This is a genomic window from Desulfovibrio sp. X2, assembly GCF_000422205.1.
Lineage (GTDB): Bacteria > Desulfobacterota > Desulfovibrionia > Desulfovibrionales > Desulfovibrionaceae > Alkalidesulfovibrio.
Map to the genome: position 1 here is coordinate 128,259 of NZ_ATHV01000064.1, position 26,938 is coordinate 155,196.

The window sequence follows — 26,938 nt, forward strand, 5'->3', positions numbered from 1 at the left end:
GCAGGGCGCAAAGCGAATTTCTCCTGCATGTCGTAATGGCGATACCCAAATCCATTAGTATTGTCCAGATTGGCGGCCGAGGTCCATGATACTTTCTTTTTTTGCCGTCTTCCGGTAAAGAACCCGCGTATCCACGCCATCATCCAACGGGGAATCCTCTTGGCACGAATCGACACCGCCCAGGACCAGGTCGAAAGCGAAACCCTCAAGTCCCTGGTCACGGCCGTGGAAGGCCTCCCCTCCCCTCCCCCGGTCGCCGTATCCATCCTCTCCAAGGTTTCCTCCGACACGGACATGGAAGAGGTCTCGCGCTACGTCGCAGCGGACCCCGCCGTGGCGCTCAAGGTCCTGAAGCTCGCCAACTCGCCGGTCTACAACCGCCAGTCCAAGGTCGCGAGCCTGGAGAAGGCCATCGTCATCCTGGGCATCTCCGCGCTGAAGACCATCCTCCTCGGCTCCTTCATCCGCGAGTCCCTGCTCCACGAACGCAAGGCCGACGACCCCTTCCTGCAGGACTACTGGAAACACTCCCTGGCCTGTGCCGTGACCGCGCAGCTCCTGGCGGAGCGGCTCCGTCCCGAGGACAAGGAGGAGGCCTTCATCTGCGGCATGATGCACGACCTGGGCAAGGCCGTGCTCCTACTGCTCAGGCCCGAGACCTACGAGCGCATCCTGGAACTTTCCTCGCACACGGGCGACGACCTCTGCGACCTGGAGCGCATGGCCTTCCAGGCGGACCACGGCCTGGTCGGCAAGTGGCTGGCCGACGCCTGGGGACTGCCGACGCAGCTCGTGGAGGCGGCCTGGCTGCACCACCAGCCCGAGTCCCTGCCCGAGAAGCCGGGGGGCCGCGTCGGCATGCTCGGCATCGTCATGCTGGCCGACAGGCTCTGCCAGGACGTGATGATGGATTTCGGGGCCGCCGATCATCCGGCGGGCACCCTGGCCCTGGCCAAGCGGCTCGGGGTCAAGGAAGAAACGCTCGACAACGTCAGGCCGCTCATCGCCGAACGCTACGCCGCCCAGGCAGGCCTCTTCGACCTGAACGGCGACCAGTCGGCCTTCTACGCCGAGGCCCTGCAGCGCGCCAACGCCAAGCTCGTGAACATGGGGCTCGAGAAGACCCGCAAGAAATCCCTGCTCGCCCGCTCCCAGCGTCTTCTCGGCGCGTCCTCGCGCCTGGCCGCCGCCCTGTCCGGCGCGAGCACGGAGAAGAACATCGTCGACGCGGTGCAGCGCGAGGTCTTCCAGGGGCTCGGCACGCCCTGCGGCGCGCTCGTCCTGTTCGGGCCGGACGCCTCCTCGCGGGGACTCCTCTGGGACGGCCGGACAGTCCGCCGCTTCACCGCGGACAAGGGCAAGCGCATCGAGCTTCCCGGCTGCCCGGACGACATCACCGTGCTCCTCAACCACCGCCTGTCCGGCGGAAACGGCACGCGCGAGGCCATGGAGGAGAGGCTCGGCCAGGTGCTGGCCCTGCCCCTGGAATTTTCCGGCACCCACCTGGGCGACCTGCTGGCCGAGCTGCCCTGCGAGCCCGGCCTGCCCACGGGCGACCAGGACGTGGCGGGACTGCGCCAGATCGCGGGCCATCTCTCCGCCAACCTGCACCGCCTGCATCTCACCGCCCAGCTCGAGCGCCGGGCCGAGGACCTGAGCCAGGCCCTGGCCAAGCTCGGCCGCGCCAAGGAGAAGGCCCTGCAGGCCGAGCGCCTGGCCGCCGTGGGCCAGCTCGCCGCGGGGGCCGCGCACGAGATCAACAATCCGCTGTCCATCATCTACGCGCGCGCCCAGATCATGGAGCAGAAGGAGACGGACCAGCAGAAGAAGCGCAGCCTGCGTCAGATGTGCGACCAGATCGAGCGCATCACGGGCATCCTGCAGAACCTCATGGATTTCGCCCGCCCGGCTCCGCCGCGCCTGCAGGACATCTCGCTGAACGACGCCGTGGACAAGAGCCTCGGGCTTCTGCGCGACGGACTGTCCCAGGCCGGCATCCAGGTGGAGAAGAAACTCGCGCCCGACATGCCCATGGTCAAGGCCGACCCCACGCAGCTGCAGTCGCTCATCGTCAACCTGGCCATCAACGCCCAGCACGCCATGCAGGACAAGGGCGGGCAGCTGCGCGTGGCCACGCGGCTCGACGAGACCGGCCACCGCGCGATGCTCACGGTGCGCGACGACGGCCAGGGCATCCCCAAGGACATCCTCGGCCGCATCTTCGAACCCTTCTTCACCACCAAGGAGGCGGGCAAGGGCACGGGGCTCGGCCTGTCCATCTGCTACGGCATCGTGCAGAGCCACAACGGGACCATCGAGGTCAAGAGCGAGGAAGGCGCCTGGACCGAGGTCTGCGTCGCCTTTCCCCTCGATTCCGCGCTGGCGCGTCCGGCTCCCGCGCCGCGCAGTGAGGAGCCCGTTCGCCACGGTCCGGCGGACATCCTGGTCGTCGACGACGAGCAGCACATCCGCGACATCCTGGTGGAATCCCTGGAGGCCGCAGGTTTCCGCACCGACACCGCCACCGACGGCCATGAGGCCCTGGCACGCGTCGCGGAGCGTCCCTACCGCCTGATCCTCCTGGACATCGTCATGCCCAGGCGCGACGGCCTCTCCGTGCTCAAGGCCGTGACCTCGACCATCAAGGACACCCCGGTCATCGTGCTCACCGGCCTCGCAGGCCAGGACGAAATGCGCCGGGCCGTGGAGCTCGGGGCCGCGGCCTGCCTGCGCAAGCCCTTCCAGATGGACGCCCTGCTCGGCAAGGTGCGCGAGCTGCTCGGCCAGGGGACTACGGAACAGACCGCCGGGCAGGCCGCCCGCACGGGCAGGGACGCATGACCAAGGACCGCCTGCCCACGGCCGCGGCCCAGCACGCACGGGTCATCGCCATCGCCAGCGGCAAGGGCGGCGTGGGCAAGACCAGCGTGGCCGTGAACACGGCCGTGGCCCTGGCCGAGTCCGGACAGCGCGTCTGCCTGCTCGATGCGGACCTGGGCCTCGCCAACGTGGACATCCTGCTCGGCCTCTCGCCGGACAAGACCCTCGAAGACGTGCTCTTCGACGGCCTGCCGCTCGAGCGCGCCCTGGTCCCGGTCTGCCGCGGCCTGGACGTGCTGCCGGGCAGCTCCGGCGTGCAGCGCATGGCCAACCTCTCAGCCCAGGCGCGCACCCGCCTCGTGCGCGAGGTGGAAAAGCTCGCGGACTACGATTTCCTGATCGTCGACAACTCGCCCGGCATCAGCCCGCAGATCGTCTCCCTGTGCCTCGCCGCGCAGGAGGTGGTCGTGGTCACCACGCCCGAGGCCACCTCCGTGACCGACGCCTATGCGCTGATCAAGGTCATGAAGGGCCGGGGGCTCGCGCGGCGGCCGCTGCTGCTGGTCAACCGGGCGCGGGGCGAGGCCCAGGCGCGCCTCGTCTTCGAGAAGGTGGACCAGACGGCGCGCCGCTACCTGGGACAGGATTGCGCCTTCCTCGGCACCATCCTGGACGACCCGAGCATGGCCCGGGCGGCGGCCCTGCGCCGCCCCGTGTCCGACGTCTCGGCCGCCTCGCCCGCGACCACGGGCTTCCGCCATCTGGCGGCCACCCTGTCCGCGGCCAAGGGCCCCTACGCCCGGCCCGCGCGCGGCGCCTCGGCCTTCTTCCGCGATTTCCTGGTCAAGGCCTCGGAAGCCTCCCTGGCCCAGGAGCAGGCCCAGCCCTCGAAGACGCAGGGCGCGCTCGCGGCCCTGCGCCAGAGCCGCCCCCTCGAGCGGCTCGAGGCCATCGCCGGGCTCGTGGAGAACCTGCCGGGCGCGCGCGACCGCGACGAGGCCCTGGCCACATGGCAGCGCCTGCGCGACGAGGTCGCGGACCTGCGCACCTCCCTCACGCCCGCCCTGGCCGGAGTCCTCTCAGAGAACGAAGGCCGTGCCCAGCAGGGACCGCGCGGACGCGCGGCCATCCTCTGCGACGATCCTTCCATGCGCGAGGTCCTGGCCGAGATCGTCATCGAACTCGGGCTCATGCCCATCGACGCCCTGACCCCGCCGCCGATCCGCTCTCCCCTGCCGGGCCCGGCCCTGCTCCTGGCCTGCTGGGACGGCCCGCGCGAAACCCTGGAGAAATTCGTCCGCGACCACGGCGAGGCCCCCCTGGTGCTCATGGAGGGCTACCCCGGCAGCCGCGCGCAGAAAAGCGCAGCGGTACAGCGCGCCGCAGCCGTCGTCCGCCGCCCCTTCCGCATCGACGAGCTCAAGCGCGTCATCGCGCGTTTCTCCTCGGCCGCTCGCAACGCGGCGACCTGATCCGGAAAAAAGAAAAGGGCTGCGAACGCTTTGGCGATCGCAGCCCCGTGATCTTCGTGGCGGGCAATGCAGGACTCGAACCTGCGGCCTTTGGCTCCGGAGGCCAACGCTCTATCCACCTGAGCTAATTGCCCGAAGGGAAGTGGTTCTATGGCCTGGACGCCCGCTTGTCAAGACGGATTGCCGAGTCGGCGCCCCGGCCGCCTTGGCAAGCGGCGCGGGCTGTGTCAGAAGACGGGGTTCTGAAATCGCAGCCGAGGGTTACGCGTCCATGTACATCGCCCCCATCCATCCGCGCCCGGACGAGCCGCCCCTGCGACGCACGGCCAAGGGCGCGTTGCGCGCGCTGCTGCACCTGCCCGTACGGCTGCGCATGGCCCTCGATCCCGACTATCCCTGGCTCGTGGCCGGTGCTGTGCGCTTCCTGGAGGGATTCCTCACGCCGCAGATGCGCGTCTTCGAATGGGGCAGCGGCCGCAGCACGGTCTTCTTCGCCCGCCGCACGGCCTCGGTCGTGAGCGTGGAGCACAAGGCCAAGTGGCAGCGCCGCGTGGCGGCACGCCTCGTGGAACTCACGATCGCCAACGCGGACCTGCGCCTCGTGCCGCCCGCCGGGCCGGACATCCCGCCTTCGCCCTCTCCGTTGCGCCCCGCGCGCTGGACCAAACAGGGCATCGTCTCGGCCAAGCCGGAGTTCACGGCCTACGCGGACGCGATCCTCGCCTTCCCGGACGACGCCTTCGACCTCGTGAGCATCGACGGCCGGGCGCGCGTGGATTGCGCGGCCAATGCCCTGGACAAGCTCAGGCCCGGCGGCGTGCTCCTGCTGGACAACAGCGAATGGCCCAAGTACGCGCCGATCTTCGCCATGACCGAGGGGTGGGCGCGGCAGGCCTGGGCCAACGGCGTATGGGAAACCACGGTATTGCGCAAACCTGTTCCGTAAATTTCCGCCTTCGTATATCATCCTTTCAAGTCACCTTCTCCCGGGAGCGTCCAGTGAACACGCGCACCATCCTTCTCGCCGTCACCGGGGCCAGCGGCATGCCCTACGCCGTCCGCCTGGCCCGGGCCCTGGCGGCCGTTTCCCGGCTCAGCCTGCACGTCATCGTCTCGAACGCCGCCCGGCGCGTGCTGGAACTCGAAGCGCCGGGCAGCGAAAAAGCCATCCTCGATGCGGCCGACGTGGTCTACCGCGAGGACGAGTTCGCCGCCTCCCCGGCCAGCGGCTCGTGGCTGCACGACGGCATGGTCATATGCCCCTGCTCCATGAAGACCCTGGCCGCCGTGGCCACGGGCCTGGGGACCAATCTCGTGCACCGCGCGGCCGACGTGGCCCTGAAGGAGCGGCGCAGGCTCATCCTGGTGACGCGCGAGACGCCGCTCTCGCTCGTGCACATCGAGAACATGGCCGCGGCCACGCGCGCCGGAGCCACGATCATGCCCGCCTGTCCGGGCTTCTACTCGGGGGACTGCACAGTGGACGGGCTGGTGGACTTCATGGCCGCCCGCGTTCTCGACCATCTCGGCATTCCCCAGGACATCATGCACCCGTGGAACGGGTAAAGGAGCCGACCATGCCCACGAAGCTGACCTGGAACGGCCACTCCAACGTGCGCATCGCCTGCGAGGCGGCCGCGATCCTCATCGACCCCTTCTTCGAGGGCAATCCGACCGCCCCCATCCCGGCGTCCGAGGCAGGTCCCGCGGACGTGGTCTGCGTGACGCACGCGCACGGCGACCACCTCGGCTCGGCCCTGGCCGTCTGCCGTGCCACCGGCGCCACGCTCGTGGCCATGCCCGAGATCTGCGAGAAGCTCGTCGCGGACGGGCTGCCCGAGTCCCAGACGATCGGCATGAACATCGGCGGCACCGTGGAGCTCAAGGGCTGCCGCATCAAGATGGTCCAGGCGGTCCACTCCTCCCCCTTCGGTGCCCCGGCGGGCTTCATCCTGACCCTGCCCGACGGCCTGTGCTGCTACCACGCGGGCGACACCGGCCTGTTCTCGTCCATGGAGCTGTTTTCCGTCTTCCACACCATCCATCTGGCCCTCCTGCCCATCGACGGCCACTACAACATGGACGCCCGCCAGGCCGCCTATGCCTGCAGACTGCTCAAGTGCGGACGCGTAGTGCCCATCCATTGGGGAACCTTCCCCATCCTGGCCCAGGGCACCGGCGAATTCCGCGCCGCCCTGGAGGAACTTGCGCCCGACACAATGTTCACGGAGCTTCGGCCGGGCGAGAGCCTGTCCCTCCCCTCGCCCGGTCCGGCGGGCGACTGCGGCTGCGAATAGCCGGAAACGAAAAAGGGCGGCCCTTCTGGACCGCCCTTTTTCGTTTCTTTGACCCGCGTTGCCCGGGCCTACTGCTGCTTGTCGCCCTCGTGGCTTTCGAGCTCGGGGTTCTTGCCCTGGTTCTTTTCCAGGATCAGCTTGTAGGCCTCGAGAACGGAACGGGAGCTCAGGCCGCCGGTTCCGGTGTACGTACGCAGGAGCACGCACAGTTCCTGGTGGCCGTCGCCGTCGATGTCGGCGATGGCGTAGTCGACGACGGTACCTTTCAGGCGGCGCGTCTTCCAGATGAGCGAGAGCCCGGTGCCGTCCCAGTAGAGGGAATGGATCTCGCCGTAGGGGAAGTCGCGGTAGTTGGCGAAGTAGTCCGCCGCGGTGGAGATGTTGCGGCCGACGATGAGCTCCTTCTTCTTGGGATCGGCCAGCGAGGTCACGATCATGCGCATGGGCACCCAGTACGTGTTCTCGTTGGATGCCGAGTTGGGAGTGAGGCCCGCGACATGGTTGGCGTAGACGAAGCCCACAGGGGAGTTGGCGTATTCGTCGCCGGTCGTGGCGATCAGTTCGCCCGCGGAGGTGTTCACCCGAATCTTGTCCATGTCGTTGGCGACCAGGATCTTGTCGCCGTCGCTGGTGGGCAGATAGCCGAGGTCGAAGACGTTGCCATAGGCGGGGGTGAGGATGCGCGCGCCCTCCTCGATGCCGTCGCGGGTGACGATGGCCTGGTAGACCGGCGCGCCCAGCATGGCCGTGCCGGCCGCCCTCTGGCAGAGGAGCATGGGACGGTACGTGGGCGGCATCTGCACGGAGCTGAGGAACATGGGGATGTTGTCCTTGACCATGCTCAGCTTGCTGCCGTCGTACATGATGATGGCGGCCCAGGGAGTGCCGTCCCGCAGGGTGGTCGCGGAGGACGAGAACTCGTCCTGCAGGCCGGAGACCACGAGGGCCGGCTTGTTGTCGATGCCGCGCGGTACGAGGCTCAGGCGCAGGGTGCGCACGCGCCGCGGCAGGGGCAGGGTGGCCAGCTTCTCGAGCATCCCGGCCCGCTGCCGGTACACGGAGAGGCTCTCGTCGGCCAGCAGGGCGATCTTCACTTCGCCGCTGCCGTCCAGGTCGCCGATGACCATGCTCCTGGCCTGGACGGGCAGGGCCTGGCTCTTCCAGCGACCGGACTGGTCGGGATTGGCCTGATACTTGAAGTAGGGGTTGAGGAAGAAGTCCTGCTGCGAATCGCCCTGCTCTTCATTGAAGATCAGGCCGGGGTTCATCTGCTGTGCGGAGTTGTCGCCCAGCACCTGCGCCGGTTGCGCCGCGGCCTTGGGCTGCGAGCCCGGACGCTTGAAGATCTCGGCGTTGATCTCCTGGGCGATGGCCTCCATCTTGGGCGGGATGTCGTTCATCTTGACCGTGGCGCTCTTGGGCCAGCTCTTGCCTTCCTTGTCCATGACCCGGACATCGAGGCTCGTGCTGTCGCCGACCACGGTGACGGTTCCCCAGATCAGGTAGTCCACGCCGAGGGACTTGACGGAGTCGAGGGCCGCGTCCGGAGACGCGGGCATCGCCGCGCCCGAGGAATCCTTGAAGTTGAAGTGGCCGGGCCAGGTCAGGCGCGAGGCGAGCATGGTCTGGATGGCCGGGCCGAGATAGGCATACTTGTCCGGTCCGAGGACCTTGAACGGCAGAACGGAGAAGGTCTTGGCCGCGTCCTGCGCCCAGGCGGGCTGGCACAGGGCAAGCGCGGCCAGGAGCAGCAGCGCCGTCGTACGCACGAGTCTCATCTGCATTTTCCTCCAAAACACCCGAAAGACATTGAGGAGCGCGTCCCGGCCGTGCGATCACGTCCGGCCGCCTCCCGGGATGCCGTGCAATAGCAGGTTCCGTTTCGGAGTGCAAAGCCGTCGGTCGGTCAGGATATGCCTCAGCCCCCGGCGTGCAGGCTCTGCAGGGCGGCGTGGACGACGCGTGCCTTCTTGCGCCCGAGGCCGGGCACGGCGGCCAGATCCGCCTCCGAAGCGGCGAGCATCTCCTCGACGGATGCGAAATTGTCCCACAGGAGCTTGGCCGTCTTGGGGCCGATGCCCGGCAGGGAAAGCAGCTCGCTCTGCATGAGCCCGCTGCGCCTGGCTCTGCGCTGCCTGCCGATGACGAAGGCGTGGGCGGCGTCGCGCAGGCGCTGCAGGAAGAGCATCTCCGGGCTGCCCGGCCGCAGGGGGAGCGGATTCTTGCGACCCGGCAGGAATATCTGGTCGCCGAGCTCTCCGGCGCGTCGCCCGGCCTTGGCGATGGAGGCCAGGGCGAAGAGTCCCTCCTGCCCGGCCTCGGCCAGGGAACGGCGCACGGCCTCGAGCTGTCCGCGTCCGCCGTCGATCAGCACGAGATCCGGCCAGGGCGGACCGCTCACGAGCCTGCGCTCGGTCCACTGCCCGAGGGCGCGGTAGTCGTCGCCTCCCGTGTCGTCCAGGGCGTAGGCCCGGTTCTCGTTCCGTGCGGGCTCGCCTTGCAGGAAGACCACGTGCCCAGCGCGCGTGGCCTCGCCCTGCAGGTGCGACACGTCGACGCATTCGATGCGTCCGGGGGGCTCGGCCATGTGCAGGGCCCTGGCCAGGGCCTCGGCCAGGCCCGGCTGGTCCTGGCGCGGAGCGGCCTGGGCCGCGTTGCGCCTTGCCATGTCCAGAAGCTGCTTCTCCACTGTCGAACGCGGCGGCCGAAGGGATATCCCCGCCCCCCGGCGCTCGGCCAGGACCTGCTCCACGGTCTCGTCCTCTATGGGCCAAGGCAGCAGGACCAGACCGGGGATCAGGCGTTCGGGACCATAGAACTGCACCAGCGCGGCGGCCACGGCTTCCGGCCCGTCCTCGGGCCCGAGGTCGGGCCAGAAGAAGGTCTTCTGGCCTATCATCCTCCCCTGACGGACGAAGAGCAGGCAGAGTCCGAGGCCTCCGGCGGCGGGTGCCACGGCGGCCGCGTCCAGGTCCCCTCCCCCAGGCAGGACCGTGGCCTGGCGCTCCAGGGTGCGGCGCACGGCCCGCACCTGGTCGCGCAGGATGGCGGCCCGCTCGAAGGCCAGGGCTGCCGAGGCTTCGCGCATGCGTGCCTCGAGGTCTCGGATGAGCTCCTCGGAGCGCCCGCCGAGGAGCATCTCGACCTTCTCGACCAGGCCCGCGTATTCGTCCCGCGGCACGTCGTTGACGCAGGGAGCCAGGCACTGACCTATATAATGATAGAGGCAGGGGCGGACGCGGTTGTGCAGGGTGCGGTCGGTGCACTTGCGCAGGGGAAAGACGCGGCCGATGAGCCGCCAGGTCTCCTTGGCGTCCGTGGCGGAGGTGAACGGACCGAAGTAGGCCGCCCCGTCCCGCTCGGCCTTGCGGGCCACGGTCAGGCGCGGATAGTCCGTCTGCTTGGTGAGCTTGAAGAGGAGGTACTGCTTGTCGTCGCGCAGCAGGATGTTGTAGCGCGGCCGGTGCTTCTTGATCAGGCTGTTCTCGAGAAGCAGGGCCTCCTTCTCCGTGGCCGTCAGCAGGGTGTCTATGGACAGGACCCGGGCCATGAGCGCCCTGGTCTTGGGCGCAAGATCCTCCGGCGAACGGAAGTAGGAGGCCAGGCGGCGGCGCAGGCTCTTGGCCTTGCCCACATAGAGGATGCGGCCCTTGGCATCCTTCATGAGATAGACGCCCGCGGACTCGGAGAACTCGTCCGGGCGGAAGAGTGAACTCGGCGGCATGTCGGTTCTCTACCGTCAGGTGGCGGGAAAGGTCCAGCCCTCTGCCCCGTGCGTCGTGAGAGTCACGAATTTTTACAATCAGGTTACAGAAAATGACTGGGGTTCAGTTCTTTGTACCGTAAAAAAATCTTTACCCTACGTCAAAAAACGGATTGCCGAGACTCGGGGAAGGAGATAGAAGAGATCCCAACAAGGTGTTGGAGATTCTGCTGGATTCACGCCTTTCATACGAGAAAAAAGAAGGAAGGAAACCCAACCATGAAGAAGATCTTCGTGCTCTTCGCCCTGGCGGCGATGGTCCTTGGCGCGGCCGGTCTGGCCCACGCCCTGGACGTCAAGGCCAAGGGTCAGTTCATCGCCAACTACACCTACTGGTCCACCGCCAAGAACTTCAGGGACGGTGACAGCAACGCCAACACCATGCACAACAGCATGCAGCACCGTGCTCGTCTGTACATGGACTTCCGCGCCAACGAGAACGTGAACATGCAGGTCGCCTTCGAAATCGGCGACGTGACCTGGGGTAAGAGCGGCTCCGGCTCCGTGGGCGGCGACGTCTCGGCCGACGGCAAGTCCGTCGAGGTCAAGCGCGCCTACCTCGAGTTCAAGATGCCCGGCTACACCTCCCTGGTGACCACCGTGGGCACCATGGGCGCCGTCTTCCCGAGCTCCGGCTTCTTCGGCGGCTCGGCCATCTTCGACGACGACGTCACCGGCATCACCGTGGCCAACAAGTGAAACGACATGGTCTCCACCGTGTTCGGCTACTGGCGCCTGGACAACAATGAGGGCGGCGCCGCCGGCACCGACAAGACCACGATGAACACCGACGTGGACGCCGAGCTGCTCGCCATCCCCCTGACCTTCGATGGCGTCAAGCTCTCTCCGTTCTTCGCGCTGGTTGAATACGGCGCCAATTCCAAGGCCGGCTCCCTGAGCGTCAGCAACGTCACCTCCGTGCCCTCGGCCAACGGCCAGCATCTGGACGACCAGGGCACCATCTGGTACGCCGGTTCCGGCTTCAACATCTCCCTGCTCGATCCCTTCATGATCTACGCCGACTTCAACTACGGCTCCCTGAGCGCCAAGGACACCGAGTCCGAGCGCGCCGGCTGGCTGGCCGACCTGGCCGTGGAGTACAAGGGCCTGTCCTGGTTCACCCCGAGCGTGTTCGGCTGGTATTCCTCCGGTCTGTCCAGCGACCACTCCGATTCCGACGGCCGCATGCCTGTGGTCGACGGCTCCTGGACCGCCAGCACCATGTTCCACAACGGCGGCCGCATGCTGAACGACGACCGTGACGCCTTGGGACAGTTCGTCGGCTCCTGGGGCATCGGCCTCAAGCTGGCCCAGATGTCCTTCGTCAAGGACCTGAGCCACGACCTGAGCTTCTCGTACATCACCGGCACCAACGACAAGGACGCCCTGAAGACGACCTCCAGCTCGAACCCTGCCATGCTGTACGGCCGCGACCTGACCACCGAGGATCACGTCTACGCCATCGACCTGAACAACACCTACAAGCTGATGGAGAACCTCTCCGTCCTGGCCGACCTCGGCATCGCCGTGCCCGACCTGGACAAGGACACCTGGCGCTCCACCGTCGGCAACGACGCCGTGGAGAACCAGGCCACCATGTGGCGCGTGGCCACCGGCTTCGTGTACAACTTCTAGGCTCTCTCCCTGCCAACACCTTGAGCCGGGGCCGCAAGGCCCCGGCTTTTTTTGTACCTTCCTGCCGGGCGCGTCCCTTTTTTTCTTCGTGAGAGCGGCATGCGTGGAGAGGTCAAAAATTTTATACTCTTTGTCAAAAAACCATTGCACTCGCCAAGGCGCTTGTGTAGACAACTTTACAGTTTCGGCTGGCATGATCACAAAAAAGGAAGGAAGGTTTTAACCATGAAGAAGCTCTTCGTGCTCTTCGCCCTGGCGGCGATGGTCCTGGGCGCGGCCGGTCTGGCCCACGCCCTGGACGTCAAGGCCAAGGGTCAGTTCGTCGCCAACTACACCTACTGGACGAACTACAACAATCCGTTCCAGGACGGCAGCAGCAACGTCGACACCCAGCACAACAGCATGCAGCACCGCGCGCGTCTGTACATGGACTTCCGCGCCAACGAGAACGTGAACATGCAGGTCGCCTTCGAGATCGGCGACGTGACCTGGGGTAAGAGCGGCTCCGGCTCCATGGGCGGCGACGTCTCGGCCGACGGCAAGTCCGTCGAGGTCAAGCGCGCCTACCTCGAGTTCAAGATGCCCGGCTACACCTCCCTGATCACCACCGTGGGCACCATGGGCGCCGTCTTCCCGAGCTCCGGCTACTTCGGCGGCTCGGCCATCTTCGACGACGACATCACCGGCATCACCGTGGCCAACAAGTGGAACGACATGGTCTCCACCGTGTTCGGCTACTGGCGCCTGGACAACAAGGAAGGCGGCGCCGCCGGCACCGACAAGACCACGATGAACACCGACGTGGACGCCGAGCTGCTCGCCGTCCCCCTGACCTTCGACGGTGTCAAGGTCTCCCCGTTCGTCGCGCTGGTTGAGTACGGCGCCAACTCCAATGTCGCCGCCCTCACCACCTCCAACCTGTCGTCCATCGCCTCGGCCAACGGCCAGAACCTGGACGACCAGGGCACCGTCTGGTACGCCGGTTCCGGCTTCAACATCTCCCTGCTCGATCCCTTCATCATCTACGCCGACTTCAACTACGGCTCCCTGAGCGCCAAGGACACCAAGTCCGAGCGCGCCGGCTGGATCGCTGACGCGGCCGTGGAGTACAAGGGTCTGTCCTGGTTCACCCCGAGCGTGCTCGGCTGGTACGCCTCCGGCCTGTCCAGCAGCAGCTCCGATTCCGACGGCCGCATGCCTGTGGTCGACGGCTCCTGGATGGCCAGCAACATGCTGAACCCCGGTGGCCGCATGCTGAACGACGACTCCACCACCATCAACTACACCGGTACCTGGGGCCTCGGCTTCAAGCTGATGGACATCTCCTTCATGAAGGACCTGTCGCATGACATCGGCTTCGCCTGGTACACCGGCACCAACGACAAGGACGCCACCAAGGGCGGCGCCTTCGGCATGCAGTACGGCCACGACCTGACCACCAAGGACAACGTTTACGCCATCGACTTCAACAACACCTACAAGCTGATGGAAAACCTGTCCGTGCTGGCCGATCTCGGCATCGCCATCCCCGACTTCGACAAGGACACCTGGCGCTCCACCGCCGGTTCCGCCGTGGACAACCAGAAGACCATGTGGCGCGTGTCCACCGGCTTCGTCTACAACTTCTAGTTTCACACAGCCGCCGAAACACCGGCCGGGACCTTCGGGTCCCGGCCTTTTTTTTGCCGTCGGCAGGCCTCTTTCCCGCTCCCTGACGGCCCACGGCTCGACATTCGACGCCGCCTTGGCTATAGCCTTGCGCGAGGAAGGGCCGGTCTTTCGAGGACCGGTTCCCAACCCGGCCTTTTTGGAGAGACGCTGCACAATGCCCTGTCGTACAATTCGCCACAACGGCCCCGATTCCATAGCCGACATCCGCTGCTGGCTCGACGCCCGCCGCCGGACCGACGCCTCCGTCGAGAGCACGGTTCTCGAAATTCTCGCCGACGTCGCCCGCCGCGGCGACGAGGCCCTCGTCGAGCGCACCCGGCGCTTCGACTGCCCGGATTTCGACCTCGGGCGCCTGCGCGTGCCGGTCGAGGAGATCCGGGCGTCCCTCGCCCACATCCCGGCCGAGGACCGCGCCATACTCACTGAGGCGGCGGCCAACATCCGCTCCTTCCACGAGCGCCAGCTCCCCAACTCCTGGGTGCGCACCGATCCCGACGGCTCCATGCTCGGCCAGCTCGTGCGGCCGGTGGACCGCGCAGGCCTCTACGTGCCGGGCGGCAAGGGCGGCGAGACGCCGCTCATCTCGAGCCTGCTCATGAACGCCATTCCGGCCCAAGTGGCCGGAGTTTCGGGTGTGGCCGTGATCTCGCCGCCGCGCAAGGACGGGACGCTGAATCCTTACATCCTCGCCGCCGCGGCCCTGCTCGGCATCGACGAGGTCTACGCCGTGGGCTCTGCCTGGGGCGTGGCCGCGCTGGCTTACGGAACCCGGACCATTCCCTCCGTGGACGTCATCGCCGGGCCGGGCAACATCTTCGTGACCACGGCCAAGCGCCTGCTCATCGGCCGCGTGGGCATCGACATGATCGCCGGTCCCTCGGAGATCGCCATCCTGGCAGACGACTCCGCCCGCCCCGACTTCGTGGCCGCGGACATGCTCTCCCAGGCCGAGCACGACCCGCTCGCGGCGAGCATCCTGGTGACCACCTCCGAGGAGCTGGCCGCGGCCGTGCCTGCGGAACTCTCGCGCCAGCTCGCCGCCCTGCCGCGCGCGGACCTCGCCCGCACCTCGCTCAAGGAATGGGGCGGCATCGTCCTCATGCCGGACATGGACACCGCGCTTACGGTCATCAACCTCATCGCCCCGGAGCACCTGGAGCTCCTGACCCGTGATCCGCAGGCCCTGCTCGGCCGCATCCGCCACGCGGGCGCCATCTTCTCCGGCCACTACGCCCCGGAGCCCGTGGGCGACTACTTCGCCGGGCCGAACCACGTCCTGCCCACGCTCGGCACGGCCCGCTTCTCTTCCGCGCTCTCGGTGGAGACGTTCCTCAAGAAATCGAGCCTCATCGCCACGAGCAGAGAGTTCACCCTGGCCGCCGCGGACAAGATCGCCCGCCTGGCGCGCCTCGAGGGGCTGGAGGCCCATGCCCGCTCCGTGGAGATCAGGAAATAGTCCCGTTCACGCGCCCAATCGTGTAGAAGACTCCAAAGGACACATTCATGAAGATCGTCAGTAAGACAAACATTCCGGAGTACCCCCTCCTCTCCCGGGGCAAGGTACGCGACATCTACGCCGTGGGAGACGACGAACTGCTCATCGTGACCACCGACCGGCTCTCGGCCTTCGACGTCATCCTGCCCGACGCCATCCCCTTCAAGGGCGCCGTGCTGAACCAGATCACCCTGTTCTGGATGGAGCGCTTCAAGGACCTCGTGCCCAACCACGTGGTGGCCGACCGCATCGAACTCTTCCCCGAGAACCTGCGCGCTTACGCCGACGAGCTCGAAGGCCGCTCGGTGATCGTCAAGAAGGCCTCCCCGTTGCCCATCGAGTGCATCGTGCGCGGCTACATCACCGGCTCCGGCTGGAAGGACTACAAGAAGACGGGCAAGGTCAGCGGCCATGCCCTGCCCGAGGGGCTGCTCGAGTCCCAGGAACTGCCCGAGCCCCTGTTCACCCCCTCCACCAAGGCCGAGATCGGCGCGCACGACGAGAACATCACCGTCGACCGCGCGGGCGAGCTCATCGGCGGCGACGTGCTGCGCGAGGTGGAGCGCATCTCCCTCGAGATCTACCGCCAGGCGCGCAACTACGCCCGCAACTGCGGCATCATCATCGCCGACACCAAGTTCGAGTTCGGCATCAAGGGCGGCCAGCTGCTATGGATCGACGAGGCGCTGACCCCCGACTCCTCGCGCTTCTGGCCCATGGACGGCTACGAGCCGGGTCACGGCCAGCCGAGCTTCGACAAGCAGTTCGTGCGCGACTACCTGGAGGAGATCGGCTTCAACAAGCAGCCCCCGGCCCCCCATCTTCCGCCTGAGCTCGTCGAGAAGACCAGCCGGACTTACATGCGGATCTTCGAAATGCTGACCGGCTCCAAACTCAAGGTCTGATCCACCCAAGGAGGATACCCCATGCTCATGAAAGACAAGAAAGCCCTCATCTTCGGCGTGGCCAACGAGCGTTCCATCGCCTACGGCATCGCCCAGCAGTTCAAGGAGCAGGGGGCGAGGCTGGCCTTCAGCTACGCCAACGACGCCATCAGGAAGCGCATCGAGCCCATCAGCGAGGAGCTCGGCGGCGAGTTCATCGTGCAGTGCGACGTGCAGGACGATGCTGCCCTGGCCGCGACCGCTGCCGAGGTCAAGGAGAAGTGGGGCGACGTGGACGTGCTGGTGCACTCCGTGGCCTACGCCGACAGGAACGACCTGGCAGGCCGCTACATCGACACCAGCCGCGCGGGCTTCGCCCTGGCCATGGACGTCTCGGCCTACTCGCTCGTGTGCCTGTGCAAGGCCTTCGAGCCCCTGCTGCACGAGGACTCCACGGTCATGGCCATGACCTACCACGGCGCGCAGAAAGTGGTGACCAACTACAACGTCATGGGCGTGGCCAAGGCCGCTCTGGAAGCCTCGGTGCGCTACCTGGCCGTGGACCTGGGCGCCAAGGGCGTGCGCATCAACGCCATCAGCGCCGGTCCCATCAAGACCCTGGCCTCCAGCGGCATCTCGGGCTTCAAGACCATCCTGCACACCATCGAGGAGCGGGCCCCGCTGCGCCGCAACGTGACCATCGAGGACGTGGGCAAGACCGCCCTGTTCCTGTGCTCCGACCTGAGCCACGGCGTGACCGGCGAAGTGCTCTACGCGGACTCCGGCTACAACATCATGGGCATCTAGGCGACATGGATCAGATCCCCTTCGGCGCCCTCTCGCCGCAGCTCGAAGCCGACGCGGACGCGCTCCGCGCGGCCTTCGAGCGGGTGCTCCAAAGCGGCTGGTTCCTCTCCGGTCCCGAGGTTGCGGCCTTCGAGCAGGAGTTCTCGGCCTGGCTCGGCCTGCCCTGGGCCGTGTCCTGCGCCAACGGCACGGACGCCATCATCCTGACGCTCTCCGCCCTGAACCTGCCGCCCGAGAGCCGCGTCGTGCTGCCCGCCTTCACGGCCACGCCCTGCTACCACGCGGTGCTGGCCGCGGGCTGCATCCCGGTCTTCGCCGAGGTCGACGAGAGCTACTACACCATCGACCCCGAAAGCCTGCGCCGCCAGGCCGAGGCCACCGAGGCGCGGGCCGTGCTGGCCGTGCACCTCTACGGCCAGTCCTGCGACCTCGCGCCCATCGAAGCCGTGTGCCGGGAACAGGGACTCTTCCTCATCGAGGACTGCGCCCAGGCCCACGGCACCACGTACCAGGGCCGGGCCGCCGGGACCGTGGGCGACCTCGCGGCCTTCAGCTTCTACCCGACCAAGAACCTGGGCGCGCTCGGCGACGCCGGGGCGCTGGCCGGAAGGAGCGAGGAATGGCGAGACCGCGCCCGCCTGGTGCGGCAGTACGGCGAGAACCCGCGCTACGTGAGCGTCATGCCCGGCATGAACAGCCGCATGGACGAGCTGCAGGCGGCCTTCCTGCGCGTGCGCCTGGCCCGCCTCGAGGCATTGAACGCGGAGCGAAGGCTCCTCGCCGCGCGCTACAAGGCAGGCCTCGCGGATACCCCGCTCGTCCTGCCCGCGGAGCGCCCGGGCTGCAACCACGCCTTCCACCTCTTCGTCGTGCGCGTCCCCGGCGCGCGCGGCAAGCGGGAGGCCTTGGCCGAATTCCTGAAGGAGCGCGGCATCGGCACGGCGGTGCACTACCCCGTTCCCGGACACCGCCAGCCCATGTTCGGGCTCGGCCGAGCCGACGTGGACGGCGAGTTCTCCCTCGAGATCACCGAGCATCTGGCCGACGAGGTCCTGTCCCTGCCGCTCTGGCCGGGGTTGGGCGAGGCGGCCGTGGACCGGATCTGCGCCGCGGTGCGCGAGTTCTACGGGATGTAGCGCGAGGCGTCAGGCCCACGTCACGGCGGACTGGCCCGCGGGCAGAAGCCGTGATATGCTTTCGGGAAATCGCGGCACGGAGGTGTGCCCATGAAAGATCTGCTTCTGCTGGCCGCGCTCGTGGCCGTCTGGTGGCTTCTGGCCCGCTACGTCCTGCCCAAGTTCGGCATCCAGGGCTGAGCCTCCCTGCCGAGCTGCAGTCTGCAGCCCAAGGAGCCCCGGCAAAAGGACGCCCACGGCGTTGACAAGGGCAAGGAAAACGACTAACGACACCCCTTCCTTGCTCGCGCCCCTTCACGGCGCGGGCCGTAAGACCGCAAGGAGGATACCACATGCGTCATTACGAAACGCTTCTTCTGCTGAGCCCCGAGCTTGCCGCCGAGGCCCGCAAGGAAGTGCTCGATGCCCTGACCGGCATCATCGAACGGGAAAACGGCAAGATGCTCCTCACCGACGAGTGGGGCATGCGCGATCTGGCCTACCAGGTCAACAAGCAGTCGCGCGGCTTCTACGTCCGGCTTGAATATGCCGCCATCGGCAACTGCGTTGCCGAGCTCGAGCGCAACATCCGCATCATGGACGGCATCTTCAAGTTCATCACCGTCAAGCTGAACGACGAGTTCAAGCCCGAGGAGGCCTAGCCATGGCGTTCAAGAAACGGTTCACTCCCCGCAAGAAGTTCTGCCGCTTCTGCGCGGACAAGAAGCTTCCCCTGGACTACAAGCGCCCGGACATCCTGCGCGACTTCATCACCGAGCGCGGCAAGATCATCGCCCGCCGCATCACCGGCACCTGCGCCAAGTGCCAGCGCAAGCTGACCCGCGAGATCAAGCGCTCCCGGCAGATGTCCCTGCTGTACTACACCACCGTCCACGCCACCTACGTGCGTAAGCGGACCATCTAGGGGGAGGGATAGACATGCCCGTCCAGATCATTCTCAGGGCCGACGTGGACAATCTTGGCCGCGTTGGCGACTTGGTCAAAGTCAAGCCGGGCTTCGCCCGGAACTTCCTGCTCCCGCAGGGCCTGGCCATGATGGCCTCCCCCTCCAACCTCAAGCGCTTCGAGCTCGAGCGCAAGAAGCTCGAGGCCAAGATGGCGGGCATCCGCTCCGCCGCCCAGGCCGAGGGCGACAAGCTCTCCGGCGCCGCCGTCGAGCTGCGCGTGCGCGTGGGCGAGGGTGACAAGCTGTACGGCTCCGTGACCTCGGCCATGATCGCCGAGAAGCTCGCCGAGCAGGGCTTCGACATCGACAAGCGCCGTATTCTGCTCGAGGCCCCCATCCGGGCCCTGGGCGACTACGCCGTCCCCGTCAAGCTGCACCAGGACGTCAAGGTCGACGTCAGCGTGCGGGTGCTGCGTGAAGGCGGCATGTTCGACGAGGAAATCGCCGCCCCCGCCGGCGCCGCTTCCGACGCCGGTGAGGCCGAGGAGGTCGCAGCTGAGCCCGTCGCCGAGCAGGCCGAGTAGCCCCTCTTCCAAAGGGACTCGCGCCCCTGTCGAGCAGGAGGCCCCTGAGCGGGCCTCCGCCGATCTCCTGCGCAAAGTTCCCCCCCATGACCTCGAAGCCGAACAGGCGGTCCTGGGGGGGATTTTTCTCAACAACAAAGCCTTCCACAACATCGTCGAGATCCTCGACGAAGAAGATTTCTACTCCCCGGTCCACAAGACCATCTACAAGGCGTTCCTGGAGCTCGACCGCACCGGGAAGCCCATCGACCTGCTGACCGTAGCGGACATCCTCGACCGCGGCGAAGAGCTCGAGACCGTCGGCGGCCGCGCCTACCTGGGCGACCTGGCGGCCGGGATCGTGCCCTCGGCCAACGCCGAGTACTTCGCCCACCGCGTGCGCGACCTCTCCCTGCAGCGCAGCCTCATAAGCGTCGCAGCGGGCATCATCCAGGAGAGCTACCGCCGCGGCGCGGACGTCGAGAAGCTCATCGACGAGTCCGAGCAGTCCATCTTCCGCATCGCCGAGCGCCGCGCCACGGAGTCCTACTCCTCGAGCAAACAGCTGGTGGAGGCCGTCTTCGAGCAGCTGCAGCGCCGCGCCGAACGCCAGGACGTGATCACCGGCATCACCACCGGCTACACGCGCCTGAACGAATATCTCGCGGGCCTGCAGCCCTCGGACCTCGTGATCATCGCCGCCCGCCCCTCCATGGGCAAGACCGCCTTCGCGCTCAACCTGGCGCTGAACGCGGCCACCAAGGGGCTCGAGGAGACCGGCGTGGTCGTCTTCTCCCTGGAGATGAGCAAGGAGCAGCTCATGTCGCGCTTCCTGTGCATCCAGGGCGAGGTGGACCTGGCCCGCTTCCGCCGCGGCTTCCTGGACGACGGGGACTGGGCCAAGCTCTACGACGCCGCCCAGGTGCTCACGCGGGCGCCCATCTTCATCGACGACACCCCGGCGCTCTCCGTACTGGAGCTGCGCGCCCGCTGCCGCCGCCTGAAGAAGGAAAAGAATATCGGCATGATCATCGTGGACTACCTGCAGCTCATGCGCGCCAGCCGGAACATCGACTCGCGCGAGCAGGAGATCTCCGACATCTCGCGCAACCTGAAGGCCCTGGCCAAGGAGCTGCACGTCCCGGTGCTCGCGCTCTCGCAGCTCAACCGCAAGGTCGAGGAGCGCTCGAACCGCAGGCCCATGCTTTCGGACCTTCGCGAGTCCGGCGCCATCGAGCAGGACGCCGACGTGATCATGTTCATCTACCGCGACGAGGTCTACAACAAGGAATCGCCCAAGAAGGGCACGGCCGAGATCATCATCGGCAAGCAGCGCAACGGCCCGGTGGGCGAGGTCGAGCTGGCCTTCCTCGGGCAGTGCACCAAGTTCGGCGACCTCGCTTTCGTGCCCGAGCCCTCGGAATACGGCCATTCCGGCTGAAACGCCTGAAGGAGGCACCGGTGTTCTACGATCCCGCAGAAGGTCTTTCCCGGGACGAGCTCGACCGCCTGCAGACCGAGCGCCTGCGCGCGGTCGTCGCCCGCGCCGCGACCTCGCCCTTCTATGCCGCCCGCTTCGAGGAATGCGGCCTCACGCCGGATGACATCACCTGCCCGGCGGACATCGCCAAGGTGCCCCTGACCACCAAGCAGGACCTGCGCAGCAACTATCCCTACGGCCTGCTGACCGTGCCTGTGGACGACCTGGTGCGGCTGCACGCCTCCTCCGGCACCACGGGCTCGCCCACGGCCATCTTCTACACCAGGAAGGACCTCGCGACCTGGGCCTCGCTCATGGCGCGCTGCATGCACATGTGCGGCATGCGCCCCTCGGACGTCTTCCAGAACATGAGCGGCTACGGCCTCTTCACCGGGGGTCTGGGCATCCACTACGGAGCCGAGACCCTCGGCTGCCTGACCATCCCGGCGGGCGCGGGCAACTCGCGCCGCCAGATCAAGCTCATCCGCGACTTCTCGGTCACCGCGGTGCACATCATCCCCTCCTATGCGCTCCACTTCGCGGACTTCCTGCAGGCCGAAGGCATCGAGCCCGCCTCCCTGCCCATCCGCATCGCGCTCATCGGCGCGGAGCCGCACACCGAGGAGACCCGGCGGCGCATCGAGGGACTTTTCGGCTGCAAGGCCTTCAACTCCTACGGCCTCTCGGAGATGAACGGCCCGGGCGTGGCCTTCGAGTGCCCGGAGCAGTCCGGCATGCACCTGTGGGAAGACGCCTACATCGTGGAGATCCTGAATCCCCAGACGCTGGAGCCCGTGGCCGTGGGCGAGATCGGCGAGCTCGTGCTGACCACGCTCACGCGCGAGGGCATGCCCATACTTCGCTACCGCACGCGCGACCTGACCCGCTTCCTGCCGGGCGAATGCCCCTGCGGTCGGGTCCACCGGCGCATCGACCGCATCGCGGGTCGCTCGGACGACATGCTGATAATAAAGGGCGTGAACATCTACCCCATGCAGGTCGAGCAGATCCTCATGGGGCTGCCCGAGGTCGGCGGCAACTACCTCATCGAACTCAGCCGCGACGGCCACATGGACCAGTTCACGGTCAAGGTGGAGATCACGGACGAATTCTTCGTCGAGGATATGCGCGGCCTGAACGCGCTTCGCGGCCGCATCGTGGCCAAGCTGCGCGACGAGCTGCTGATCACCCCGCGCGTGGAGCTCGTGCAGCACGGCAGCCTGCCCGTGTCCGAGGGCAAGGCGGTGCGGGTGAACGACCTGCGGCCCAAGGAGTAGCGGGCCATGCAGGAATTCTACGCCATCCTCTTCCTGACGCTGCTCTTCCTGACGCTCGGGATGCACGTCTTCAGCCTGCCCGGCAACTGGACCATGCTCGGGCTCATGCTGCTGTGGCGCTGGGCCCATCCGGAGATGACCCAAGGCGTCGGCTTCTTCGTCCTCCTCGGACTCGTCGCCGGAGTCGGAGAGCTGGTGCAGTTCTTCACCCAGACCTATTCCGTGCGCCGCTTCGGCGGCTCCGGCCGGGGCAACTGGTCCTCCATTATCGGCTCGATCATCGGCGCCATCCTCGGCGCGCCGATCCTCTTCGGCCTCGGGGCCATTCCCGGCGCCTTCATCGGGGCCTACGTCGGCGGGCTCGCGGGCGAACTCTCCCTGCACAGGCCCTTTGCCGAAGCCCACCGCTCGGCCGTGGGCGCGCTCTTCGGCACGATCCTCGGCGTGGTCTCCAAGTTCGGCCTGGGCGTGCTCATGTTCTGGATGTGCGCCAAGGCCGTCTGGCCCGCATAGCGAACTTCCGCCATCAAACCGGAGAATAGACGATGTCTTCCGCCCCCTCTTCCGCTGCACTCGGCGCCAACGACTTCCCCGCCTACCGCGGGCGCATGGAATACGTCTGCCTCGGCTGCGGCCAGCGCTTCGGCGTGGACCGGCTCCTCTACACCTGCCCTTCGTGCGGCGACGTCTTCCTGCTTCAGGACACCGAGTTCGGCCGCCTGAAGGAGACCCCGGGCGCTGCCTGGCGCGAGATCTTCGACGCCCGCGCCGCGACCAAGCGCGACGCGCTGCGCGGCATCTTCCGCTTCTACGAGCTGACCGCGCCCGTGGTGGAGCCCGGGGACATCGTCTGGCTCGGCGAAGGCAACACGCCCATCGTCGAATCGAGCCCGGCGCTTCGCGCCCAGCTCGGCGGCCAGCGCATGGCCTTCAAGAACGACGGCCAGAACCCCTCGGCCTCGTTCAAGGACCGGGGCATGGCCTGCGCCTTCTCCTTCCTGCGTTCTCTCATGCGCGAGAAGCAGATGAAGAGCCTGCTCGCGGTCTGCGCCTCCACGGGCGACACCTCGGCCGCCGCCGCGCTCTACGCCTCCTACGTGGGCGGCGGCATCTCCTCCGTGGTCATCCTGCCCCAGGGCAAGGTCACCCCGCAGCAGCTGGCCCAGCCGCTTGGCAGCGGCGCCACCGTGCTGGAGGTGCCCGGCGTGTTCGACGACTGCATGAAGGTCGTGGAGTACCTGGCCGACAACTACGACGTGGCGCTGCTCAATTCCAAGAACGCCTGGCGCATCCTGGGCCAGGAGTCCTACGCCTTCGAGGTCGCGCAGTGGGCCGACTGGGATCTCTCGGGCCTGTGCGTCTTCGTGCCCATCGGCAACGCGGGCAACATTACGGCCATCATGTCCGGCTTCCTCAAGCTCTGCGAGCTCGGCATCATCGCCAGGCCACCGCGCATCTTCGGCGTGCAGTCGCACCATGCGGACCCGGTCTACCGCTACTACGCGCAGGAGCCGGGCGCGCGCACCTTCGCGCCGGTCACGGTGCAGGCCAGCGTGGCCCAGGCAGCCATGATCGGTTCGCCGGTCTCCTTCCCGCGCGTGCGCCATTTCGCCGAGAAGATCGAGAAGCTCGCGGGCCCGGGCTCGTTCCAGGTCGTGCAGGTCAGCGAGCAGGAGATCATCGAGGGCATGCTGCTGGCCAACCGCCACGGCCACATCTCCTGCACCCAGGGCGGCGAGTGCATGGCGGGACTGATCAAGGCCCGCGAACTGGGGCTCATCGACAAGGACGAGACCGCGGTGCTGGACGCCACGGCGCACATGCTCAAGTTCATCGGCTTCCAGGACATGTACTTCAGCGACGCCTTCCCGCCCGAGTTCGGCATCACGCCGAACAAGGAGCTGGCCAACGCGCCCGAGGCCGTGATCTCGGCCGAGGAGAAGGCGGCCCTCTCGCCCGCGGACTTCACGGTCAAGACCGCGGAGAACATCGTCAAACGGCTCGGCCTGGCCAGGAAGTAGCTCCGCAGCATGGCCCGCGCGCGCGCCGACCAGCTGGCCGCCGAGCAGGGGCTGGCTGAGACCCGGGAGCTTGCGGCCCGCCTGATCATGGCGGGCCGCGTCTTCCTCGAGGACGAGGACGGCAGGCGGACCCGGGTGGACAAGCCCGGGCAGCAGCTGAAGCCGGACGCCCTGCTCGTGCTCGAGGGCGGAAAGCGCTTCGTCAGCCGGGGCGGCCACAAGCTGCTCACGGCCATGGAGCATTTCGGGCTCACCGTCGCCGGGCTCGTCTGCCTGGACGCGGGCGCCTCCACCGGCGGCTTCACGGACTGCCTGCTGCAGCACGGCGCGGCGCGCGTCTACGCCGTGGACGTGGGCAAGGCACAGCTGCACGAGAAGCTTCTCGCCGACCCGCGCGTCGTCTCCATGGAAGGCGTCAACCTGCGCCTCGCGCCGCCGGACCTGCTGCCCGAGCCCGTGGACCTGATCACGGCCGACCTTTCCTTCATCTCCCTGACCAAGGTCCTGCCCGCCCTGCTCCCCCTGCTCGCGCCCAGCGGACGCATCGTGGCGCTCATAAAACCGCAGTTCGAGCTGCCTCCGGCCATGGTCGGCCACAAGGGCGTGGTGCGCGAGGAGTCCGCGCGCAGACAGGCCGTGGACGAAGTCACGGCCTTCTGTCGCGACGAGCTCGGCCTTGCGGTGCACGGCGTGGTGCCGTCGAGCATCAAGGGACCGCAGGGCAACCAGGAATACCTGGTGCTGCTGCAAAAGCCCGCCTAGCCCCGATCTCTCCGTCCGCCTTCAGAACGGCGTTCACCATTCGCCGCACGGACGTCGCCCGGCCTTGCCGCCGCCCGCGCCATTCGTTCAAAGGCCGCAAAAAGCCACGGAAAGCGTTGCCAGCCAGGCTGCGGCCTGATAGGTCCGCGCTCTGCGAGGTGAGAATCATGGGCGCCGGAGCGCTGATGTGTCTGTTGTCCGCGGTCTGCTACGGCTCCATGGCCGTGATGGTCAAACTGGCCTACGGGCTCGGGCTCGACGAGTGGCAGATGCTGCTCTGCCGCTTCATCTTCGGCTCGGCCTTCCTGGGGCTGTGGATCGCCCTGCGCGATCCGTCCGCCTTCCGCATCCGCCCCTCGCGCCTCGCGGCCATCGCCTGCGTGGGGGTCTTCATCTACACCGCGCAGAGCCTCTTCTTCTTCCGCGCCCTGCGCTACGTGCAGGCCTCGACCACGGCGCTCATCTTCTACGCCTATCCCGCCCTGGTCACCATCCTCTCGGCCTGCTTCCTGAGGCTCCGCCTCTCGCGGTCGCTCGTCTGCTCCGTGGTCCTGGTCTCGGGCGGCTGCGCCCTGGTCTTCGCGGACGCCTTCGCCCGCCGCGCGGATCCCACCGGCCTCCTCTACGCGATCCTGGCCACCTCGGTCTTCTCCGGCTACCTGCTGCTCTGTCAGCTGGTCATGCGCGACGTGCGCCCCCTGACCGCAACCTTCTACATGATCCTGTCCACCACGCTCGGCTTCTGCCTGCTGAAACCGCCCACGGCGCTGCTCGGCTTCTCCCTCCCGCAGATGGCCCTGGGCGCGGCCCTGGGTCTCGTGCCCACGGCCGTGGCCGTCTCGCTCCTCTTCGCGGCCATCGAACGGGTGGGCAGCGCCTACGCCTCGGTCTTCTCGTCCTTCGAGCCCGTGGCGACCATCCTCTTCGCCGCCCTGCTCCTGGGCGAGCCGCTCATCGCCTGGCAGATCGCGGGCACGGCGCTGATCCTTGCGGGCATCGCCCTGCCGAACCTCGTGCTCCGGCAGCAGACCAAGGCCCTGCGCAACAGCCGGACGGCCTGAACCACTCTTCCCTAGGCGTCCTCGCCGGAGGCGCCGAGCCCGGCCAGCATGCGGTCCAGGACCTGCAGATGGCGCTTCTCCTCGTCCGCCAGGGTGCGCAGCAGCCGCGCGGCCTCCTCCCCCTCGGCGCGCGCCGAGGCGCGCATGTAGAGATCCAGGGCCTGGGCCTCGAAGGCCATGGCGGTCTCGAGGACGTCCGCGGCGGGAGCGGGCATGGCGCACAGCCTTGCCGAGGCCTCCTGGGGCGCGAAGCCTCCCTCCACCGCGGCCGTGTCCGCGGCGCGGGCAAGCAGGGCGTCCTTGTCGAAGACGGGATCGTGCTCCCTGGCCAGGCGCAGGACCATGGCCTTGTGCCCCTCCTCGAAGCGGGCCAGCCGCTCGAAGGCCTCACGGGCCCCGGCGTCCGCGCTTTCGGCGCACATGGCGTAGAACGTGCCCAGGTTGGCCTCCATGGCGTAGGCCAGGGCAAGCACGTCCGCGGCCGAGGCGTCCTCGGGCAGGTATTCGAGTCCCTGCGCGGTGTCGCCCTCGGCCGCGGCACCCTGCCAGGCCGACATGCCGCCGAGGATGTTCAGGACCTCGTAGCCCTGTCCGGCGAGCAGCCCGGCGGCCGCCGCGCTGCGCTTGCCCGAGCGGCAGTAGACCATGGCGGGCCGGTCGCGCGGCACCTCGGACATGCGGTCCGCGAGCTCGGCCAGGGGCAGAAGCCTGGCGCCCGGCACGTGCTCCTCCTCGTATTCCCAGTCCTGGCGCACGTCGATCAGGCTGTACTGCCCGGCCTCATGTCCGCGCAGGTACTCCTGGGCCTCGGCGGGCGTCACGTCCGTGGGAGTCGTGGGGCGCGGGGCCATCCCCGCTGCGGTATCCTTGGATTCAGTCTTGGATTCGGGCATGGAAACTCTCCGTCA

The 26,938-nt window shown here is 67.5% G+C and carries 24 protein-coding genes and 1 tRNA gene; 21 read left to right on the forward strand and 4 right to left on the reverse strand.

Annotated features, from left to right (window positions below; genetic code table 11):
• Nucleotides 1–159: 159 nt before the first annotated feature.
• Together DSX2_RS14670 and DSX2_RS14675 are read left to right on the forward strand one after the other, a co-directional pair.
• On the forward strand, nucleotides 160–2,841 hold the full coding sequence (locus DSX2_RS14670; RefSeq protein ID WP_020881781.1) for an HDOD domain-containing protein: 2,682 nt from the start codon (nucleotides 160–162) through the stop codon (nucleotides 2,839–2,841).
• Nucleotides 2,838–4,292, forward strand: a complete 1,455-nt coding sequence (locus DSX2_RS14675) for a MinD/ParA family protein (protein ID WP_020881782.1) — start codon at nucleotides 2,838–2,840, stop codon at nucleotides 4,290–4,292. Before DSX2_RS14670 ends, DSX2_RS14675 begins: the two co-directional genes overlap by 4 nt.
• A gap of 57 nt (nucleotides 4,293–4,349) precedes the next feature.
• On the opposite strand, the gene DSX2_RS14680 is transcribed toward DSX2_RS14675, so the two are convergent.
• A tRNA-Arg gene (locus tag DSX2_RS14680) sits at nucleotides 4,350–4,426 on the reverse strand.
• Nucleotides 4,427–4,563: 137 nt separating this feature from the next.
• Between DSX2_RS14680 and DSX2_RS14685 the strand changes: the two genes are divergently transcribed.
• Genes DSX2_RS14685 through DSX2_RS14695 form a run of 3 tightly spaced genes read left to right on the forward strand, consistent with a single transcriptional unit; the run spans nucleotide 4,564 to nucleotide 6,589 of the window.
• Nucleotides 4,564–5,238, forward strand: coding sequence for a class I SAM-dependent methyltransferase (locus DSX2_RS14685; RefSeq protein ID WP_020881783.1), 675 nt, complete (start codon nucleotides 4,564–4,566; stop codon nucleotides 5,236–5,238).
• Nucleotides 5,239–5,291: 53 nt separating this feature from the next.
• Nucleotides 5,292–5,858 (forward strand): UbiX family flavin prenyltransferase, encoded by a 567-nt coding sequence (locus DSX2_RS14690; protein WP_020881784.1) that lies wholly within the window; start codon nucleotides 5,292–5,294, stop codon nucleotides 5,856–5,858.
• An 11-nt stretch (nucleotides 5,859–5,869) separates the two neighbouring features.
• Nucleotides 5,870–6,589: a metal-dependent hydrolase gene (locus DSX2_RS14695; RefSeq protein WP_020881785.1), complete on the forward strand. Its 720-nt coding sequence runs from the start codon at nucleotides 5,870–5,872 to the stop codon at nucleotides 6,587–6,589.
• 68 nt (nucleotides 6,590–6,657) lie between these two features.
• Here the strand turns inward: DSX2_RS14695 and DSX2_RS14700 are convergent, their stop codons facing one another.
• Both DSX2_RS14700 and uvrC read right to left on the reverse strand, forming a co-directional pair.
• Nucleotides 6,658–8,367: a hypothetical protein gene (locus tag DSX2_RS14700; protein WP_020881786.1), complete on the reverse strand. Its 1,710-nt coding sequence runs from the start codon at nucleotides 8,365–8,367 to the stop codon at nucleotides 6,658–6,660.
• 140 nt (nucleotides 8,368–8,507) lie between these two features.
• Nucleotides 8,508–10,313 carry an excinuclease ABC subunit UvrC gene (gene uvrC / locus DSX2_RS14705; protein WP_020881787.1) on the reverse strand — a complete coding sequence of 602 codons (1,806 nt, stop codon included), beginning with the start codon at nucleotides 10,311–10,313 and terminating at the stop codon, nucleotides 8,508–8,510.
• A 258-nt stretch (nucleotides 10,314–10,571) separates the two neighbouring features.
• On the opposite strand from uvrC, the gene DSX2_RS18860 reads away from it, so the two are divergent.
• The 16 genes from DSX2_RS18860 (at nucleotide 10,572) to DSX2_RS14780 (ending at nucleotide 26,030) form a co-directional block, all read left to right on the forward strand.
• Nucleotides 10,572–11,051 carry a hypothetical protein gene (locus DSX2_RS18860; protein ID WP_020881788.1) on the forward strand — a complete coding sequence of 160 codons (480 nt, stop codon included), beginning with the start codon at nucleotides 10,572–10,574 and terminating at the stop codon, nucleotides 11,049–11,051.
• Between the two features lie 6 nt (nucleotides 11,052–11,057).
• Nucleotides 11,058–11,987 (forward strand): outer membrane homotrimeric porin, encoded by a 930-nt coding sequence (locus DSX2_RS14710; RefSeq protein ID WP_020881789.1) that lies wholly within the window; start codon nucleotides 11,058–11,060, stop codon nucleotides 11,985–11,987.
• A 225-nt stretch (nucleotides 11,988–12,212) separates the two neighbouring features.
• Nucleotides 12,213–13,616, forward strand: a complete 1,404-nt coding sequence (locus DSX2_RS14715; RefSeq protein WP_020881790.1) for an outer membrane homotrimeric porin — start codon at nucleotides 12,213–12,215, stop codon at nucleotides 13,614–13,616.
• A gap of 196 nt (nucleotides 13,617–13,812) precedes the next feature.
• Entirely contained in the window at nucleotides 13,813–15,114 is a 1,302-nt protein-coding gene (gene hisD / locus DSX2_RS14720) for a histidinol dehydrogenase (protein WP_020881791.1), read from the forward strand.
• Nucleotides 15,115–15,161: 47 nt separating this feature from the next.
• Nucleotides 15,162–16,058: a phosphoribosylaminoimidazolesuccinocarboxamide synthase gene (locus tag DSX2_RS14725; protein ID WP_020881792.1), complete on the forward strand. Its 897-nt coding sequence runs from the start codon at nucleotides 15,162–15,164 to the stop codon at nucleotides 16,056–16,058.
• A 21-nt stretch (nucleotides 16,059–16,079) separates the two neighbouring features.
• A complete protein-coding gene (locus DSX2_RS14730) occupies nucleotides 16,080–16,844 on the forward strand; it encodes an enoyl-ACP reductase (protein WP_020881793.1) in 765 nt (254 codons plus the stop codon).
• Nucleotides 16,845–16,849: 5 nt separating this feature from the next.
• Nucleotides 16,850–17,980, forward strand: coding sequence for a DegT/DnrJ/EryC1/StrS aminotransferase family protein (locus DSX2_RS14735; RefSeq protein WP_020881794.1), 1,131 nt, complete (start codon nucleotides 16,850–16,852; stop codon nucleotides 17,978–17,980).
• A gap of 332 nt (nucleotides 17,981–18,312) precedes the next feature.
• Nucleotides 18,313–18,621 (forward strand): 30S ribosomal protein S6, encoded by a 309-nt coding sequence (rpsF, locus tag DSX2_RS14740; RefSeq protein ID WP_020881795.1) that lies wholly within the window; start codon nucleotides 18,313–18,315, stop codon nucleotides 18,619–18,621.
• Between the two features lie 2 nt (nucleotides 18,622–18,623).
• Nucleotides 18,624–18,884, forward strand: coding sequence for a 30S ribosomal protein S18 (gene rpsR, locus DSX2_RS14745; protein WP_020881796.1), 261 nt, complete (start codon nucleotides 18,624–18,626; stop codon nucleotides 18,882–18,884).
• A gap of 14 nt (nucleotides 18,885–18,898) precedes the next feature.
• Complete coding sequence (gene rplI, locus DSX2_RS14750) at nucleotides 18,899–19,450, forward strand: 50S ribosomal protein L9 (protein WP_020881797.1); 552 nt, start codon at nucleotides 18,899–18,901, stop codon at nucleotides 19,448–19,450.
• The gene (gene dnaB, locus DSX2_RS14755; protein ID WP_020881798.1) at nucleotides 19,401–20,870 is read left to right on the forward strand and encodes a replicative DNA helicase; all 1,470 of its coding nucleotides are present in this window, start codon (nucleotides 19,401–19,403) and stop codon (nucleotides 20,868–20,870) included. The genes rplI and dnaB overlap by 50 nt, the downstream gene beginning before the upstream one ends.
• 20 nt (nucleotides 20,871–20,890) lie before the next feature.
• Nucleotides 20,891–22,186 carry a phenylacetate--CoA ligase family protein gene (locus tag DSX2_RS14760; RefSeq protein WP_020881799.1) on the forward strand — a complete coding sequence of 432 codons (1,296 nt, stop codon included), beginning with the start codon at nucleotides 20,891–20,893 and terminating at the stop codon, nucleotides 22,184–22,186.
• Between the two features lie 6 nt (nucleotides 22,187–22,192).
• Complete coding sequence (locus DSX2_RS14765) at nucleotides 22,193–22,699, forward strand: DUF456 domain-containing protein (protein ID WP_020881800.1); 507 nt, start codon at nucleotides 22,193–22,195, stop codon at nucleotides 22,697–22,699.
• Nucleotides 22,700–22,731: 32 nt separating this feature from the next.
• Nucleotides 22,732–24,207, forward strand: a complete 1,476-nt coding sequence (gene thrC / locus DSX2_RS14770) for a threonine synthase (RefSeq protein WP_020881801.1) — start codon at nucleotides 22,732–22,734, stop codon at nucleotides 24,205–24,207.
• Between the two features lie 9 nt (nucleotides 24,208–24,216).
• On the forward strand, nucleotides 24,217–24,969 hold the full coding sequence (locus DSX2_RS14775) for a TlyA family RNA methyltransferase (protein WP_020881802.1): 753 nt from the start codon (nucleotides 24,217–24,219) through the stop codon (nucleotides 24,967–24,969).
• A 185-nt stretch (nucleotides 24,970–25,154) separates the two neighbouring features.
• Nucleotides 25,155–26,030, forward strand: a complete 876-nt coding sequence (locus tag DSX2_RS14780) for a DMT family transporter (protein WP_236615128.1) — start codon at nucleotides 25,155–25,157, stop codon at nucleotides 26,028–26,030.
• Nucleotides 26,031–26,041: 11 nt separating this feature from the next.
• On the opposite strand, the gene DSX2_RS14785 is transcribed toward DSX2_RS14780, so the two are convergent.
• Nucleotides 26,042–26,923: a rhodanese-like domain-containing protein gene (locus tag DSX2_RS14785; RefSeq protein WP_020881804.1), complete on the reverse strand. Its 882-nt coding sequence runs from the start codon at nucleotides 26,921–26,923 to the stop codon at nucleotides 26,042–26,044.
• Between the last annotated feature and the right edge of the window lie 15 nt (nucleotides 26,924–26,938).